A 15578-nucleotide genomic window follows, 5' to 3' on the forward strand; every position below is an offset into this window, starting at 1 on the left:
CGTGAGTGCGAGCCGCGGCGAGGGAGAGTCCCAGGGGGGCGCTGCCGGCGAAGCGCGGTACCCGCGACCGCATTCCCTCGCCGAGAAGCTGAAGTCGCTCATGGCCCAGCGGAAGGACGCACGGGGCAGGGCCTACGTCTCCCGCACCCTGTCGCAGGCCGTCGACGAGCTGCCCGACCCGCCGGCGACAACGTCGTTCGCGCTCATCGCGAAACTGGCCGGGGGCCAGCAGGACAACCCGACGATCAAGACCGTCCTCGCCCTGTGCCGAGCCCTCGGAGACGTACCGCCGGCCTATCTGCTGCCGCACGCCGGCTACGACGACCTCGCGGCGCTCGAAGCCTTCGAGGCCCCCCTCGCCCGTCGCGTGCTCGCCCTGCTGAACGACCTGCCCGAGAGCGAGGTCCGCAAGGTGGTCGCAGACCTGGAGCACCGGCGTGAAACCCTCGGCCTGTCCTCCGTGCCGGACGACGGACCGAGCGCCGCGAAGCCGGGGAAGGCCCGGCGCCGGCGCACTGAAACCGAAGCCGCCCAATACGCGGCCGACGCACTGGAAGGTCTCTGATGGACGGCATCATATTCGGCTCCTGCACCGTCGCGGGAGTGATCGTCACCGTGCTCTGCGCCCGCAGAGCCATGCGCCGCCCACGCGTGTTCACCTGGTTAATCGCCGTGGCCTTCGGCGTCTGCACCCTGGGAGTCTTCTTCGCCGTACCCGCGGTCGCGAGGGCGGCCGAGGACGTCACCGGCCTGGACAACGCCGGGAAGCTGGTCGCGCACGTGTGCGCCATCCTCTGGTGTGCGGCCCTGCAGATCACGATGGTGGACCTGGCCTACCGCCCGGAGTACCTGCGCACCGCCATGTACCAGCGCATCTTCGCGGCCGCCGTCGAACTGGCCGTGATGGTGCCGCTGTTCCTCGCCACGAACGACCAGGACGTGGAGTTCACCACGGCGTACGCCGACCACCCGTCCGTGGCCGCCTATCTGCTCGTCTACCTCTCCTACGTCCTGGTCACCTGCGGCGAACTCGCCTTCATGTGCGGCCGTACCGCCCTCCGGTGCCGGACCGTCCGGCCCTGGACCGGTGCCGGCTTCACGCTGTGTGCGGTCGCGGCCGTCCTGGGCGTCGGCTACACGATGTGCAAGGGGGCGTACATCGTCTTCTACGCCCTTGACCGCCCGTGGTCCCTCGACGTCGAGGAGGCACTGAGCCCGGCACTGAGCGGGCTCGCCGTCCTCTTCCTCTTCGTCGGTCTGACCATGCCGATGCTCGGCGGGCTGCTCCAGCGCCTGCGCGGACGCGAGCAGACCGAGCGGGGCCCTCGGTCAGTAGTCGACCTGTAGGGCCGTCAGACTGCGGGAGCGCAGCGAAGGGCGCCGGCGGGGCTCGACGTCCGCCGCCACCCTGAGATCGGGCAGACGCGCGAACAGCGTCGCGAGGGCGATCTCCGTCTCCGTCCGGGCCAGGGTGGCCCCCAGGCAGTAGTGGATGCCGAGGCCGAGCGCGAGATGGCCGGTAGCGGTACGTCCGATGTCGAGCCGGTCCGGATCCTCGAACCGCTCGGGATCACGGTTCGCGGCGGCCAGGGACAGCAGGACCGTCTGTCCCGCCCCCACGGTGACGCCGCCGAGCACCAGGTCCTCGGTCGCGAAGCGCCGGATGGCGAGCAGCGCGGGTCCGTCGAACCGGGCGAGCTCCTCGACGGCGCCCGGCAGGAGAGCGGGGTTCTCCCGCACGAGCGCCAGCTGCCGGGGATGGCGCAGGAGCGCGAGCACCGCGTTGCCGAGGAGATGGACGGTGTTCTCGAAGCCGGCCAGGAGGAGGAGAAAGGCGAGCGACATGAGCTCGTCGTCGCCGAGCGCGTCGCTCGCCTCCCGCACACCGATCAGGTCGGAGAGCAGATCGTCCGCGGGCCGGCGGCGTTTGTCCGCCAGCAGCTCGGTGAAGAAGCCGAGCATCGCGGCGACGGCTTCACGGGTGGCCGCCGGCCGGGCGGGGTCGGGAGCGACGAGAGCGTGGGTCCAGCCCCGGAAGTCGACGCGGTGGTGGTCCGGGACGCCGAGCAGATCACAGATCACGGTGATGGCCAGCGGCGCGGCGTACGACGCGATCAGGTCGGTGCGACCGTGTTGGCCCAGGGGGTCCAGGAGTTGTTCCGCGGTCTTCCGTATCGGCTCCCGCAGCCGCTGGATCCGGCCCGGCGTGAACGCGGACCCGACCAGGCGCCGAAGGCGTGTGTGGTCGGGCGGATCCATGTTGAGGAGGTTGGCATCCAGCGCGGGCGGCAGCGCGAAACCCGCGTAACCGCCCGTGGAGTGCCGCTTGTCGAGCGAGAGCCGCGAATCCTGGAGCGCCTGCCGCACATCGTCGTAACGGGTGACGATCCAGGCCGGACTCCCGTCCGGGCCGGTGATCCGATGCACCGGCGAAGCGCTGCGCAGGCGCTGGTACACCCCGTACGGGTCGTTGATGAGATCGTCCCCAGCCATGCGCCCACCCTAGGGGGTCGTCTCGCCGGTCAGGGCCGCCCGGGTGTTCCGGCCGTCCCCGCCCCCGCGGTTCAGGTGCCGGCGCGGTGCGAGGTGCGCGGTGCCGGTATCGGGGCCTGGGCCGCGCGGGTGACGTCGGCGACCAGTTCGACCACGTCGGGGCCGTAGGCCTGGGAGTTGACCACCTTCAGCAGCAGACAGAAGGTGTTGTTGCCGTGCTTGCGGGCGAGACGTTCGTAGTTGCGGGCCAGATAGCGGGAGGCGGCCTGGTTGGTGATGGCCTGCTGGCCGCAGAAGAGGAAGACGGGTCTCGCCTCCTGACCGGTGGTCAGCCGGGCCAGCATCACGTATTCGCTGACGCCCTTCTCGGCCCGGTAGCGCTCCGAACCGATCTGGAAGGCACCCCGGTCCGGGCCGGGCTCCGGGTCCGTGTTGATCCGCACGCCGGGCAGCAGGGAGTGCAGATGCGCGGCCATCCGGCGGTTCGACACCGGACCGCCCACGCAGAACTCGGTGCGTTCGCCGATACCCTGCTGCGCGATGTCGTGGGACAGGATCTGGGCGTGTGCCTCGCAGTCCTTGATCAGCGCGGACAACTCCAGCAGCGCGAAGACGTCATGGCGGTGGACCGAGCCCTCGCCGCCCGCGTCGCGGTTGACGACGAGCAGGCACTCGGAGTTGCCGGGCAGCCCGAAGAACGCCTGCTTGCGGCGGAGTTTGCGGCGCCACAGGTAGGTGCGCGCGAGCCAGCCGAGAGCGGCGCTGATGCCTGCGGCTACCACGCCCAGCACGATGTTGCGTACGTCGTCAGTCATGGGCGGGCATGTTAGCGGGCATTCGGCCTCAAGTTCGAGGCGGTCCTGACGAGGCAGCGGGGACGGCGTTACCCTGCGCGGACGATCCTTCACCGGAGGTTGCACGTGCGACGTTCCATCAGGCGAAATGTGTCGTTGGCGGCGGTTGTCGCCGCCGTGGTGTCCGTCGGGGCCGCCGCCCCGGCCTCGTCAGGACCGCCTCGAACTTGAGGCCGAATGCCCGCTAACATGCAACATGCGACCGCTCCCCCGTATCCCACCGCCCAAGTCACCCGTGGCGGTGGGATACGGGGGAGCGGTCTCCAGCGTCGACGCCGATGCCACGGCCGCCGGCATCGAGGTGCTGCGCAAGGGCGGCAACGCGGTCGACGCCGCCGTGGCGACCGCCGCCGCGCTCGGGGTGACCGAGCCGTACTCGGCGGGGCTCGGCGGCGGTGGCTACTTCGTCTACTACGACGCCCGCACCCGCACCGTCCGCACCATCGACGGCCGCGAGACCGCACCGCGCAGCGCCGACTCCTCCCTGTTCCTGGAGAACGGCAAGCCGCTCGCCTTCGAGGACGCCGTGACCAGCGGGCTCGGCGTCGGCACCCCAGGCACACCCGCCACCTGGGACACGGCCCTGAAGGAGTGGGGCAGCACCTCGCTGCGCCAGGTCCTCAAGCCCGCCGAACGCCTGGCCGGGGACGGCTTCGTCGTCGACGAGACGTTCCGCTCGCAGACGGCGGGCAACGAGGCGCGGTTCCGGGACTTCCCGGCCACCCGCAAGCTCTTCCTGCCCGGCGGGAAACTGCCGGAGGTCGGCTCGGTCTTCAGGAACCCGGACCTCGCGCGCACCTACGCGCAGGTCGGCCGCGAGGGCATCGACGAGATCTACCGGGGCGACCTCGCCGACGACGTCGTACGGACCGTGCGCAAGCCGCCCGTCGACCCGGCGTCCGGCCGGAACGTCCGGCCCGGCGACCTGACCGCCAAGGACCTGCGCTCCTACCGCGCGCTGCGGCGGGAGCCCACCAAGGTGAACTACCGGGGGCTCGACGTGTACGGCATGGCGCCGTCCTCGTCCGGCGGTACGACGGTGGGCGAGGCCCTCAACATCCTGGAGTCCACGGACCTCTCGCGGCTGAGCGAGACCCAGTACCTGCACCGTTACATCGAGGCCAGCCGCATCGCGTTCGCCGACCGTGGGCGCTGGGTCGGTGACCCGGCGTTCGAGGACGTGCCGACCAAGGGTCTGCTCAGTCAGCGGTTCGCGGATTCCCGGGAGTGCCTGATCAAGGACGACGCGGTGCTCACCAGCCCGCTCGCGCCGGGCGACCCGCGCCACCCGGGGGCCTGCCGCTCCACGGGGAAGGCCGCGCCGACCACGTACGAGGGGGAGAACACCACCCACCTCACCACCGCCGACAAGTGGGGCAACGTCGTCGCGTACACCTTGACCATCGAGCAGACCGGCGGCAGCGGGATCACCGTGCCGGGGCGCGGGTTCCTGCTCAACAACGAGCTGACCGACTTCTCCTTCGCACCGGCCGACCCGGCCGTCCACGACCCGAACCTGCCCGGCCCCGGCAAGCGCCCCCGCTCGTCCATCTCACCCACCATCGTGCTGCACCACGACCGGCCGGTGCTGGCTCTGGGCTCACCGGGCGGCGCCACCATCATCACGACCGTCCTCCAGTCTCTGATCGGCAAGGTCGACCGTGGGCTGCCGCTGGTCGACGCCATCGCGGCGCCCCGGGCCAGCCAGCGCAACGCACCGGCCACCGAACTGGAACCGGCGCTGTGGAACAGCCCCCTGCGGGCCAAGCTGGAATCCCTCGGCCATGTCTTCAAGCTCAACCCGGAGATCGGCGCGGCGACCGGTGTGCAGCGGCTGCCCGACGGGCGATGGCTCGCCGCGGCCGAGAAGGTGCGGCGCGGCGGCGGCTCGGCGATGGTGGTGAGGCCGAGCGGGCGGCCCTGACCGCCGCGGACCGACTGAAGCACGGGGGCGCGGGCGCGGGTTTCAGAGGGCCGTGAGAATCCTCGGCCCGTCGTCCGTGATCGCCACGGTGTGCTCCGCGTGCGCGGCCCGGCTGCCGTCCGTCGTGCGCAGGGTCCAGCCGTCGCGGTCCGCCCGGTAGGTGTCCACCCCGCCGCCGATCAGCATCGGCTCGATGGCCAGCACCATGCCGTGCCGCAGCGGCATTCCGCGCCCCGGCCGCCCCTCGTTGGGCACGCCCGGGTCCTCGTGCATCTCGCGGCCCACGCCGTGCCCGCCGAACCCCTCGGGGATGCCGTAGCCGGCGGTGCGGCAGACCGTGCCGATGGCGTGCGCGATGTCACCGATCCGGTTGCCGACGGTGGCCGCCGCGATGCCCGCCTCCAGGGCCTCGTACGCCGTGTCGATGAGCCGGGTGTCGGCGGGGCGGGCGCGGCCCACGGTGAAGCTGATCGCGGAGTCGCCGGCCCAGCCGTCCAGCGTGGCGCCCGCGTCGATGCTGACCAGGTCGCCGTCGCGCAGCCGGTAGTCGGTCGGGATGCCGTGCACGATCGCGTCGTTGACCGACGCGCAGATGACCGCGGGGAAGGGGACCGGGGCGAAGTGCGGCCGGTAGTTCAGGAACGGCGAGCCGGCGCCGGCCTCGCGCAGCACCCCGCGTGCCACCTCGTCGAGTTCGCGCAGCGAGACGCCGACGCCGGCGGCCTCCCGGGTGGCCGTCAGCATCCGCGCGACGACGCGGCCGGCCGCACGCATGGCTTCGATGGATGTGTCCGTCTTGAGTTGCACCATGCCAATTACAATACCGCAATTACTATACCGGTCCGAGCGGTATTAGAATGACGGCATGGTCCGTACCCCCCTGACCCCCGAAGAGCGCCTGCGCGGCGAACGGCTCGGCCTGCTGCTGCGCGAGGCGCGCGGTGCCCGCAGCATGACCGACATCGCCGCCCGCGCCGGGATCTCCGCCGAGACGCTGCGGAAGATCGAGACCGGCCGCGCCCCCACCCCCGCGTTCTTCACCGTCGCCGCCCTGGCCGGCGCGCTCGGGCTCTCCATGGACGAGCTGCTGCTGCGCTGCGTCCCGGAACCGGCGGCCGTACCCCTGGCGGGTTAGGGCGCCTAGGCTGGGCCCATGAGCCTCCAGGACTTCGCGCGCAGCGAGTACGTCAGCCTCACCACGTACCGCAAGGACGGCACGCCCGTCGCCACCCCGGTCTGGGCGGCGGTCGACGGCGACGAACTGTTCGTCTGGACCAGGACCGACTCCTGGAAGGTCAAGCGGCTGCGCAACGACAGCCGGGTCCGGGTCACCGTCTGCGACGTGCGCGGCCGTATCGAGGAGGGCGCGGCCGGCGCCGACGGGACCGGCAGGCTGCTCGACGAACGGGGAACGGCCGCCGTGCGCCGGGCCATCGGCCGCAAGTACACCTGGAAGTACTGGCTGCTCGACTACCCGGCGATGATCGTCCGGCTCGGCAAGCGCCCGCACACCGGGATCGCCATCACCTTCTGACGCCCGCACCCGTACTGCCTCGCCTCTGCACTGCCCGGGATCCGCACCGCATCGGACCCGCAAAGTGCGTGTAGCCGTCCCGTAACACGGCTGCGGTCGAATGCCCCGGACTGGAGGGTTCCAGCCGACGGCGGCCTAAGGCGACGGTGACGGTGCATCAAGAGGCGGTATCGGTACAGGAGTTCGCGCGGTACCTGCGGGAGCTGGTGGCGCTCCTCGATCCCGGACGAGGCTGGTACGGGGTCTTCCGCCGACGCGATCCCGCCGGGATGGACGCCTGTCTGGACGGCGTGGAGCTGCCGCCCTGGGACGTGGTGGAAGCGCTCTTCTCGGACCTGGTGGAGGTGCGGGGCGCCGCGTACGCGGAGCAGGCGGCGACGCGTGCCGCCCGGCTCCACGCGGACTGCGCCCTCAGCCACGACCGCCGTCCCGGCGGGCGCGCACAGCTGGTGGAGCGGCTCGGTCTCATGCTCCGCGAGCAGGCGTACGCCGCCGAGCGGCTGCGGGCGGCCCAGGAGGAGGGGAGCGGGGACCCGGCCGCCGAAGCACTCGCCTGGGCCCGCGACGATCATACCCGCGCCTCGGCCCGGTGCGCGGAACTCCGCCGGCGCCTGTCCGCCGTGCCCCGGCCCCCGGACCGCATCGGCGCGGGCTCGGAGCCCCCGAGGAGCCACGCCCCAGCGGCCTCGGAACATGAGCCCGCGCCCGCCCCCGTGCCCAGCACGGCGTCCCGCGACGCCTCGTCCGCCCGGAAGCGGAAGCCGACCGGGGCGCGGTTCGCCGGGCTGGAGGCCGAGGACAGGGGCGGCGTCGCCGGCGAGGCGCCCGTCCTGCCCGCCGTACCGGACGCGTCACCACGCGGCGCCCGCTTCGGCGGCGCACCCGCCACGGAGCGCGCGGAGCGGACCACGGCCTCGCCGGACCCGGCCGCCCTCCGGTTCGCGCAGGCCACCGTCGGCGCGCTGCTCCGGTTGCGGACCGAGGGCCGCAGCGGCGAGGCGCACGCCGTGCTCTGCGAGGCGGCGGCGCTCCCCGCGCACCGGCTGCCGCTCCTGGCCGTCGAGCTGCACCGGGCGGGCCTCGGCGCGGACTGGGCGACCCTGCTGTGGGAGGTCGCCTCGCTGCCGCCGGACGGACTCGCGGCCGCGGTGGACGCGCTCGCGGCCGCGGGGCGCGCCGAGGACTGCGGGCAGCTCCTGCGCCAGGGCGTCGCGCGTCCGGCCGCCGAGATCGCCGAGGCGGCGGCCGCGCTCGACCGGGCGGGCCGCGGTCCGCTGACGCAGACGCTGCTCGGCGCCTTCGTCCGGGTGCGCTCGCCGCAGGAGGCTGCCAGGGTCGCGGAGAGTGACCCGCCGCGGCTCGTCCCGCAACTGCTCGCGGCGGCCCGGACGGTGTCCGAGGCGCGCGAGCGCGGCGTCGAACACGCCCTGCGCGTGGCCGGCCTCGGCTGAGGCGCGCGCCCGCACTGGCCCGCACGGGTGTGAAACATGATCGACTCAGCTGGTTCACGGCGATGGTCTTGCCCCGCGGTGTGACGGGGCTTACGTTCTCCCGTACGCACGTGTCTACGGGCGTAGAAGAAGCACGAAGAGGCTCTCTGACGCCGCGTCGAAGGAGCAGCTCATGTCCCACGTCGTACGCGCCGCACTCGTCCAGGCGACCTGGACCGGCGACACCGAATCCATGATCGCCAAGCATGAGGAACACGCCCGCGAGGCCGCCCGGCAGGGGGCGCAGATCATCGGCTTCCAGGAGGTGTTCAACGCCCCCTACTTCTGCCAGGTGCAGGAGCCGGAGCACTACCGCTGGGCCGAGGCGGTGCCGGACGGCCCGACCGTGCGGCGGATGCAGGACCTGGCCCGTGAGACCGGCATGGTGATCGTCGTCCCGGTCTTCGAGCTGGAGCAGTCCGGCTTCTACTACAACACCGCCGCCGTGATCGACGCGGACGGCTCCTACCTCGGCAAGTACCGCAAGCACCACATCCCGCAGGTCAAGGGCTTCTGGGAGAAGTACTACTTCAAACCCGGCAACGCCGGCTGGCCCGTCTTCGACACCGCGGTCGGCAGAGTGGGCGTGTACATCTGCTACGACCGGCACTTCCCCGAGGGATGGCGGCAACTGGGCCTCAACGGAGCGCAGTTGGTCTACAACCCGTCCGCGACCTCGCGCGGCCTGTCCGCCTACCTCTGGCAGCTGGAACAGCCCGCGTCCGCCGTCGCCAACGAGTACTTCATCGCCGCGATCAACCGCGTCGGCCAGGAGGAGTACGGCGACAACGACTTCTACGGCACCAGCTACTTCGTGGACCCGCGCGGTCAGTTCGTCGGTGACGTCGCCAGCGACAAGGAAGAAGAACTCCTCGTCCGGGACCTGGACTTCGGGCTCATCGACGAGGTCCGGCAGCAGTGGGCGTTCTACCGGGACCGACGGCCCGACGCGTACGAGGGGCTGGTCGAGCCGTGAGCAGCCTCCACCACCGCCACCTCGCCGTCAGCCCCGAGTGGCTGGCGCTCTACTACCGGCACCCGCTGGAGATCACCCACGGCGAGGGCCGTCACGTCTGGGACGCCGACGGCAACCGCTACCTCGACTTCTTCGGCGGCATCCTCACCACCATGACCGCCCACGCCCTGCCCGAGGTCACCAAGGCCGTCAGTGAGCAGGCCGCCCGGATCATCCATTCCTCCACGCTCTACCTCAACCGCCCGATGATCGAGCTGGCCGAACGCGTCGCCTCGCTCTCCGGCATCCCCGACGCCCGGGTCTTCTTCACCACGTCCGGCACCGAGGCCAACGACACGGCCCTGCTCCTGGCCACCACGTACCGCAGGTCGAACCAGATCCTCGCGATGCGCAACAGCTACCACGGCCGGTCCTTCTCCGCCGTCTCCATCACCGGCAACAACGCGTGGTCGCCCACCAGCCTCTCACCGCTCCAGACCCTGTACGTGCACGGCGGCGTCCGCAACCGCGGCCCCTACGCGCACCTGAGCGACGAGGAGTTCACCGCCGCCTGCGTGGCGGACCTGGAGGACCTGCTCGGCCACACCAGGACCCCCGCCGCCCTGATCGCCGAACCCATCCAGGGCGTCGGCGGCTTCACCTCACCGCCCGACGGCCTGTACGGCGCGTTCCGCGAGGTCCTGAACCGGCACGGCGTGCTGTGGATCTCCGACGAGGTGCAGACGGGCTGGGGTCGCTCCGGCGAACACTTCTGGGGCTGGCAGGCCCACGCCCAGAACGGGCCGCCGGACATCCTCACCTTCGCCAAGGGCATCGGCAACGGCATGTCCATCGGCGGTGTCGTCGCCCGCGCCGAGGTCATGAACTGCCTGGACGCCAACTCCATCTCGACGTTCGGCGGTTCCCCGGTCACCATGGCGGCCGGCCTCGCCAACCTGTCGTACCTCCTCGAACACGACCTCCAGGGCAACGCCCGCCGCGTCGGCGGTCTGCTCATCGAGCGGCTGCGCGCGATCGGCGTCACCTCGGAGCGGGTACGCGAGGTGCGCGGCCGGGGCCTGATGATCGGCATCGAACTGGTGAGGCCCGGCACCGATGAGGCCGACCCGGAAGCGGCCGCGGGCGTCCTGGAGGCGGCCCGCGAGGGCGGACTCCTCATCGGCAAGGGCGGCGGCCACAACACCAGCGTCCTGCGCATCGCCCCGCCCCTCTCGCTCGCCATCCCGGAGGCGGAGGAGGGCGCGGAGATCCTTGCCGACGCGCTGCGCGCGGTGGGCTGACCGCTGACCACGGCGCCGGTGCGGGGCCCGGCAGGGCCCGCACCGGCGCTCCACCCGCAGGACAACGAGGAGGGGTACTCATGAGCCGTACCGTCATCCGCGGCGGCCTGGTCGTCACCGCGTCGGACGAGATGCACGCGGACGTCCTCGTCGACGGCGGGCGCATCGCCGCGCTCGCCGCCCACGACAGCGACGAGGCGGCCGGCTGGACCGCCGGCCGGACCATCGACGCCACCGGCAAGTACGTCATCCCGGGCGGCGTCGACGCGCACACCCACATGGAGATGCCGTTCGGCGGCACCTACGCCGCCGACACCTTCGAGACCGGCACCCGCGCCGCGGCCTGGGGCGGCACCACCACCATCGTCGACTTCGCCATCCAGTCCGTCGGGGGTTCCCTGCGCGAGGGCCTGGACGCCTGGTACGCCAAGGCGGACGGCAACTGCGCCATCGACTACGCCTTCCACATGATCCTCGCCGACGTGAACGAGTCCTCGCTCAAGGAGATGGACCTCCTGGTGGCGGAGGGCATCACGTCCTTCAAACTGTTCATGGCCTACCCCGGTGTCTTCTACAGCGACGACGGGCAGATCCTGCGCGCCATGCAGCGGGCCGAGTCCAACGGCGGCCTGATCATGATGCACGCGGAGAACGGCATCGCCATCGACGTCCTCGTCGAACAGGCGCTCGCCGCCGGCCGCAACGATCCGCGCTACCACGGGGACGTGCGCAAGGTGGCGCTGGAGGCCGAGGCCACGCACCGCGCGATCCAGCTCGCGCGCGTCGCCGGCTCACCGCTGTACGTCGTCCACGTCTCCGCCGACGAGGCCGTCGCCGAGATCGCCGCCGCCCGCCACAAGGGGCTGCCCGTCTTCGGCGAGACCTGCCCGCAGTACCTCTTCCTCTCCACCGACAACCTCGCCGAACCGGACTTCGAGGGCGCCAAGTACGTCTGCTCCACCCCGCTGCGGCCCCGGGAGCACCAGGAGGTCCTGTGGCGCGGTCTGCGCAACAACGAACTCCAGGTCGTCTCCACGGACCACTGCCCGTTCTGCTTCTCCGGGCAGAAGGAAATGGGGCGGGGCGACTTCTCGAAGATCCCCAACGGCATGCCGGGCGTCGAGAACCGTATGGACCTGCTGCACCAGGCCGTGGTGGACGGGCACATCTCGCGCCGCCGCTGGATCGAGATCGCCTGCGCCTCCCCGGCCCGGATGTTCGGCCTCTACCCCAAGAAGGGCACGATCGCGCCCGGCGCGGACGCGGACATCGTCGTCTACGACCCGGCCGCCCGGCAGACGGTGTCCGCCGAGACCCACCACATGAACGTCGACTACTCGGCGTACGAGGGGAAGCAGCTCACCGGCCAGGTCGAGACGGTGCTCTCGCGCGGCGAGGTCGTCATCGACAACCGCACGTACACCGGGCGCGCCGGCCACGGCAGCTACACCCCACGCGCCACCTGTCAGTATCTGAACTAGGAGCAACGGGCATGGACTTCGGACTCGTCCTCCAGACGGACCCGCCCGCATCGGCCGTGATCAGCCTGATGCGCCGCGCCGAACGCAACGGGTTCCGCTACGGCTGGACCTTCGACTCGGCGGTGCTCTGGCAGGAGCCGTTCGTCATCTACAGCAGCATCCTCGAACACACCGACCGCCTTGTCGTCGGCCCCATGGTCACCAACCCGGGCACCCGCACCTGGGAGGTCACCGCCTCCACCTTCGCCACCCTCAACGACATGTACGGCAACCGGACCGTGTGCGGGATCGGCCGGGGCGACTCCGCGATGCGCGTCGCCGGGCGCCCGCCCAACACCCTGGCCCGGCTCGGCGAGGCCATCGACGTCATCCGCGACCTGGCGGAGGGCCGCGAGGCCGAGGTGGACGGCAACCCCATCCGCATCCCCTGGATCAAGGACGGAAAGCTCCCCGTCTGGATGGCCGCCTACGGCCCCAAGGCCCTCGCGCTCGCCGGACAGAAGGCCGACGGCTTCATCCTCCAGCTCGCGGACCCGTACCTCACGGAGTGGATGATCAAGGCGGTACGGGAGGCGGCGGCCGGCGCCGGACGCGACCCCGACTCCGTCACCATCTGCGTCGCCGCCCCCGCCTACGTCACCGATGACGACTCGCCCGAGGCCCTGGCCCACGCCCGTGACCAGTGCCGCTGGTTCGGCGGGATGGTCGGCAACCACGTCGCGGACCTCGTCGCCAGGTACGGCGAGCACTCGGACCTCGTCCCGGACGAGCTGACCGCGTACATCAAGGACCGGCAGGGCTACGACTACAGCCACCACGGGCGTGCCGGGAACCCCGACACCGCGTTCGTCCCGGACACCATCGTGGACCGCTTCTGCCTGCTCGGCCCGGCCGCCGCCCAGGTCGAGAAGCTGAGACACCTCAAGGGTCTGGGCGTCGACCAGTTCGCGGTGTACAACATGCACGACGCCCGCGAAGCAACCATCGACGCCTACGGCTCCGCCGTCATCCCCGCCCTCACCCACTGACCGCCCCCACGGTCGTACGCACCCCCCGGTCGCACGCGAAACCCCCCGCGCCCCGCCCCGCACGGCACCGCCCCGAGCGAAGGGTCCAGCCGCCATGACATCGACCGCACCTCCGTCCCCGTCCTCCGCACCGGAACCCATACCGGCGTCCTCCGACCGCGTCGAACTCGCCCCCGGCGCCGTCCCCGACGACAACCGGTTCGTCAACGCCGACCTGCTGCCCGTCCCACTCGCGCGGCGCGTCTGGACCACGTACAACTTCACCGCCCTGTGGGTCGGCATGGCCCACAACATCCCGTCCTGGCTGCTCGCCTCCGGTCTCGTCGCGCTCGGCATGGACTGGAAGCAGGCCGTCTTCACCATCGCGCTCGCCAACCTGATCGTGCTCGGGCCCATGCTGCTCACCGGCCACGCCGGACCCAAGTACGGCATCCCCTTCCCGGTGCTGGCGCGGGCGTCGTTCGGGTTGCGCGGCGCCAACCTCCCGGCCCTGATCCGTGCGGCGGTCGCCTGCGCCTGGTTCGGCATCCAGACCTGGATCGGCGGCGTGGGCATCTTCACGCTGCTCGGCAAGGTGTTCGGCGGCTGGGCCGAGGCGTCCGAGATCGGCGGACAGCCGTGGACGCTCTGGCTGTGCTTCGTGCTCTTCTGGGTGCTCGAACTCGCCATCATCTACCGGGGGATGGACGCCCTGCGCCGGTTCGAGAACTGGGCGGCGCCGTTCGTCATCGTCGGCGCGGTGGTGCTGCTGGTGTGGATCGCGGTCAAGGCCGGCGGCTTCGGGCCGCTGCTCGACCAGCCGTCGGAGCTGGGCTGGGGCAAGGACTTCTGGCCCGTCTTCTTCCCGTCCCTGATGGGCATGATCGCCTTCTGGGCCACGCTCTCCCTCAACATCCCCGACTTCACCCGCTTCGGCGCCGGCCAACGCGCACAGATCCGGGGCCAGTCGCTCGGCCTGCCCACCACGATGACCCTGTTCGCACTGCTCTCGGTCCTCGTCACCTCCGGCTCCCAGGCCGTCTACGGCAAGGCCGTCTGGGACCCGGTCGAACTGGTCGCCCACACCGACAACGTCTTCGGACTCCTCTACGCCCTGGTGACCGTCCTGGTCGCGACCATCTCCGTGAACATCGCGGCGAACGTGGTCTCACCGGCGTACGACCTGGCGAACCTCGCGCCGAAGTTCATCAGCTTCCGCACGGGGGCACTGATCACCGGGGTCGTCGGCGTCGTGATCATGCCGTGGAAGCTCACCGAGACGCCCGAGCTGTACATCTTCACCTGGCTCGGCCTGGTCGGCGGGCTGCTCGGTACGGTCGCGGGCATCCTGATCGCCGACTACTGGATCGTCCGCCGCACCGTGCTCGACCTGGCGGACCTCTACCGGCCCGGCGGGCGCTACTGGTACACGGGCGGCTGGAACTGGCGTGCCGTCACCGCGTTCGCGGTGGGCGGTGTGCTGGCCATCGGCGGCTCGCACTCGAAGCCGGGCGAGGGACCCTTCCCCTCGGACGGCGTCATCCCGTTCCTGAAGCCCCTCGCCGACTACGGCTGGGCGGTGGGCCTCGCGGCGTCGCTCGTCGTGTACGTCGCGCTGATGGCGGGCCGCGCGGAGATCACGTCGGGGCGGAGGTCCGGCTCAGCAGCGCGCTGACGTCGTACGAGTCGGCGGGTGACGGCGTGTTCCTCGGCACCGGTTCGTCGAAGGCCGACAGGTTCACCACCGCGTCCGTGCCGTCCCCGCCGTGCAGCGAGAGCCGCAGCGGATAGGGCTTGCCGGTCGCCGCCACGTCCACGGTCAGCGTCATGTCGCCGCGCATCCGGGTCAGCGGCACGACGGGGTTCTCGCCGAGCGTGGTCTTCGGGCCCTTGTTGAGGGTGCCGGTGTCGTCGTTCGCGTTGTCGCTGACCAGCTTCTGGAAGGTGTTGAGGTCGCACGCCTTCGTCAGGCCGCGCAGCCGCGGACTGTCGGCGGGCGCCTTCAGATAGCGGTCGCCCACGATCGCCGCGAAGGCCGAACCGCCGTTGGGCACCTGGTTCTTCCAGAAGTCCGCGTCCGGTTTGAGCCACACGTCGTCGCCGCGCTTCACGATGAGCACCGAGCCCTGGCTGCTGCCCAGGTCCACCGACCCGTTGCAGTTGCCGTGCCGGTCCACGGTCAGGTCCAGGGACATGGACGGGCTGCCCTTGCCGAGATCGCCCCGCGTGGACACATGCAGGGAGTTCGCGCCGAGCAGCGCGTCCCGCGAGCGGTCGGCGATCTGCTGCGCGGTGAGATGGTCGATGTCCTCCGCATGGGCCACGCCGCCGAGGACGCCGGTGCCGGCGGCGCCGATCAGGAACGCGGCGGCCCAGGCGGCCGGGCGGGTGCCGAAGGGGGAACCGGTCACGTCGCCTCCTCGGAGGGAAGGGTCGTGGGGTACTGCCGGGTGACCGCTGTCCGGTCCAGTCGAGCGTACGCCGGGGGAGTGAACACCGCCCGTTCGGCGTACCGGCGCCCCGGCGCGTCGGCACGGTG

General features: G+C 71.5%; 14 protein-coding genes and 1 pseudogene. 11 read left to right on the top strand and 4 right to left on the bottom strand.

Annotated features, from left to right (window positions below; genetic code table 11):
- Positions 1–100: 100 nt before the first annotated feature.
- Together EAO73_RS01990 and EAO73_RS01995 are read left to right on the top strand one after the other, a co-directional pair.
- Positions 101–565 (top strand): hypothetical protein, encoded by a 465-nt coding sequence (locus tag EAO73_RS01990; protein WP_147969713.1) that lies wholly within the window; start codon positions 101–103, stop codon positions 563–565.
- On the top strand, positions 565–1347 hold the full coding sequence (locus EAO73_RS01995) for an MAB_1171c family putative transporter (RefSeq protein ID WP_147969714.1): 783 nt from the start codon (positions 565–567) through the stop codon (positions 1345–1347). The genes EAO73_RS01990 and EAO73_RS01995 overlap by 1 nt, the downstream gene beginning before the upstream one ends.
- Here EAO73_RS01995 and EAO73_RS02000 read toward each other — a convergent pair.
- Positions 1330–2493: a cytochrome P450 family protein gene (locus tag EAO73_RS02000; RefSeq protein ID WP_147969715.1), complete on the bottom strand. Its 1164-nt coding sequence runs from the start codon at positions 2491–2493 to the stop codon at positions 1330–1332. The two genes, EAO73_RS01995 and EAO73_RS02000, sit on opposite strands and share 18 nt — an antisense overlap.
- Before the next feature lie 71 nt (positions 2494–2564).
- Positions 2565–3308 (bottom strand): hypothetical protein, encoded by a 744-nt coding sequence (locus EAO73_RS02005; protein ID WP_147969716.1) that lies wholly within the window; start codon positions 3306–3308, stop codon positions 2565–2567.
- Between the two features lie 105 nt (positions 3309–3413).
- Between EAO73_RS02005 and ggt the strand changes: the two are divergent.
- Positions 3414–5271 (top strand): annotated as a pseudogene (ggt, locus tag EAO73_RS02010) (gamma-glutamyltransferase).
- A gap of 42 nt (positions 5272–5313) precedes the next feature.
- On the opposite strand, the gene map reads toward ggt, so the two are convergent.
- Positions 5314–6081, bottom strand: a complete 768-nt coding sequence (gene map / locus EAO73_RS02015) for a type I methionyl aminopeptidase (protein WP_147969718.1) — start codon at positions 6079–6081, stop codon at positions 5314–5316.
- Positions 6082–6136: 55 nt separating this feature from the next.
- Here map and EAO73_RS02020 point away from each other — a divergent pair, with 55 nt between their 5' ends.
- The 8 genes from EAO73_RS02020 (at position 6137) to EAO73_RS02055 (ending at position 14714) form a co-directional block, all read left to right on the top strand.
- Positions 6137–6406 (top strand): helix-turn-helix domain-containing protein, encoded by a 270-nt coding sequence (locus EAO73_RS02020; protein ID WP_147969719.1) that lies wholly within the window; start codon positions 6137–6139, stop codon positions 6404–6406.
- 18 nt (positions 6407–6424) lie between these two features.
- A complete protein-coding gene (locus tag EAO73_RS02025) occupies positions 6425–6805 on the top strand; it encodes a PPOX class F420-dependent oxidoreductase (protein WP_147969720.1) in 381 nt (126 codons plus the stop codon).
- A gap of 146 nt (positions 6806–6951) precedes the next feature.
- Positions 6952–8256 (top strand): hypothetical protein, encoded by a 1305-nt coding sequence (locus EAO73_RS02030; RefSeq protein ID WP_191133898.1) that lies wholly within the window; start codon positions 6952–6954, stop codon positions 8254–8256.
- A 172-nt stretch (positions 8257–8428) separates the two neighbouring features.
- Positions 8429–9271 carry a nitrilase-related carbon-nitrogen hydrolase gene (locus EAO73_RS02035; RefSeq protein WP_147969721.1) on the top strand — a complete coding sequence of 281 codons (843 nt, stop codon included), beginning with the start codon at positions 8429–8431 and terminating at the stop codon, positions 9269–9271.
- Positions 9268–10551: an aspartate aminotransferase family protein gene (locus EAO73_RS02040; RefSeq protein ID WP_147969722.1), complete on the top strand. Its 1284-nt coding sequence runs from the start codon at positions 9268–9270 to the stop codon at positions 10549–10551. Before EAO73_RS02035 ends, EAO73_RS02040 begins: the two co-directional genes overlap by 4 nt.
- An 80-nt stretch (positions 10552–10631) precedes the next feature.
- Positions 10632–12032, top strand: coding sequence for a dihydropyrimidinase (hydA, locus tag EAO73_RS02045; RefSeq protein ID WP_147969723.1), 1401 nt, complete (start codon positions 10632–10634; stop codon positions 12030–12032).
- A gap of 11 nt (positions 12033–12043) precedes the next feature.
- Positions 12044–13060, top strand: a complete 1017-nt coding sequence (locus EAO73_RS02050; protein WP_147969724.1) for a TIGR03842 family LLM class F420-dependent oxidoreductase — start codon at positions 12044–12046, stop codon at positions 13058–13060.
- 94 nt (positions 13061–13154) lie between these two features.
- Positions 13155–14714 (top strand): NCS1 family nucleobase:cation symporter-1, encoded by a 1560-nt coding sequence (locus EAO73_RS02055; RefSeq protein ID WP_147969725.1) that lies wholly within the window; start codon positions 13155–13157, stop codon positions 14712–14714.
- On the opposite strand, the gene EAO73_RS02060 is transcribed toward EAO73_RS02055, so the two are convergent.
- Positions 14677–15450, bottom strand: a complete 774-nt coding sequence (locus EAO73_RS02060; RefSeq protein WP_147969726.1) for a hypothetical protein — start codon at positions 15448–15450, stop codon at positions 14677–14679. The two genes, EAO73_RS02055 and EAO73_RS02060, sit on opposite strands and share 38 nt — an antisense overlap.
- Positions 15451–15578 lie beyond the last annotated feature (128 nt).

This window comes from Streptomyces sp. col6 (assembly GCF_008042035.1).
In the GTDB taxonomy this organism is placed as follows: domain Bacteria; phylum Actinomycetota; class Actinomycetes; order Streptomycetales; family Streptomycetaceae; genus Streptomyces.

Excerpts from the sequence above, each read along its gene's own strand:
- EAO73_RS01990 (WP_147969713.1), top strand. The coding sequence starts at position 101 with ATGGCCCAGCGGAAGGACGCACGGGGCAGGGCCTACGTCTCCCGCACC.
- EAO73_RS01995 (WP_147969714.1), top strand. The coding sequence starts at position 565 with ATGGACGGCATCATATTCGGCTCCTGCACCGTCGCGGGAGTGATCGTC.
- EAO73_RS02000 (WP_147969715.1), bottom strand. The coding sequence starts at position 2,493 with ATGGCTGGGGACGATCTCATCAACGACCCGTACGGGGTGTACCAGCGC.
- EAO73_RS02005 (WP_147969716.1), bottom strand. The coding sequence starts at position 3,308 with ATGACTGACGACGTACGCAACATCGTGCTGGGCGTGGTAGCCGCAGGC.
- map (WP_147969718.1), bottom strand. The coding sequence starts at position 6,081 with ATGGTGCAACTCAAGACGGACACATCCATCGAAGCCATGCGTGCGGCC.
- EAO73_RS02020 (WP_147969719.1), top strand. The coding sequence starts at position 6,137 with ATGGTCCGTACCCCCCTGACCCCCGAAGAGCGCCTGCGCGGCGAACGG.
- EAO73_RS02025 (WP_147969720.1), top strand. The coding sequence starts at position 6,425 with ATGAGCCTCCAGGACTTCGCGCGCAGCGAGTACGTCAGCCTCACCACG.
- EAO73_RS02035 (WP_147969721.1), top strand. The coding sequence starts at position 8,429 with ATGTCCCACGTCGTACGCGCCGCACTCGTCCAGGCGACCTGGACCGGC.
- hydA (WP_147969723.1), top strand. The coding sequence starts at position 10,632 with ATGAGCCGTACCGTCATCCGCGGCGGCCTGGTCGTCACCGCGTCGGAC.
- EAO73_RS02050 (WP_147969724.1), top strand. The coding sequence starts at position 12,044 with ATGGACTTCGGACTCGTCCTCCAGACGGACCCGCCCGCATCGGCCGTG.
- EAO73_RS02055 (WP_147969725.1), top strand. The coding sequence starts at position 13,155 with ATGACATCGACCGCACCTCCGTCCCCGTCCTCCGCACCGGAACCCATA.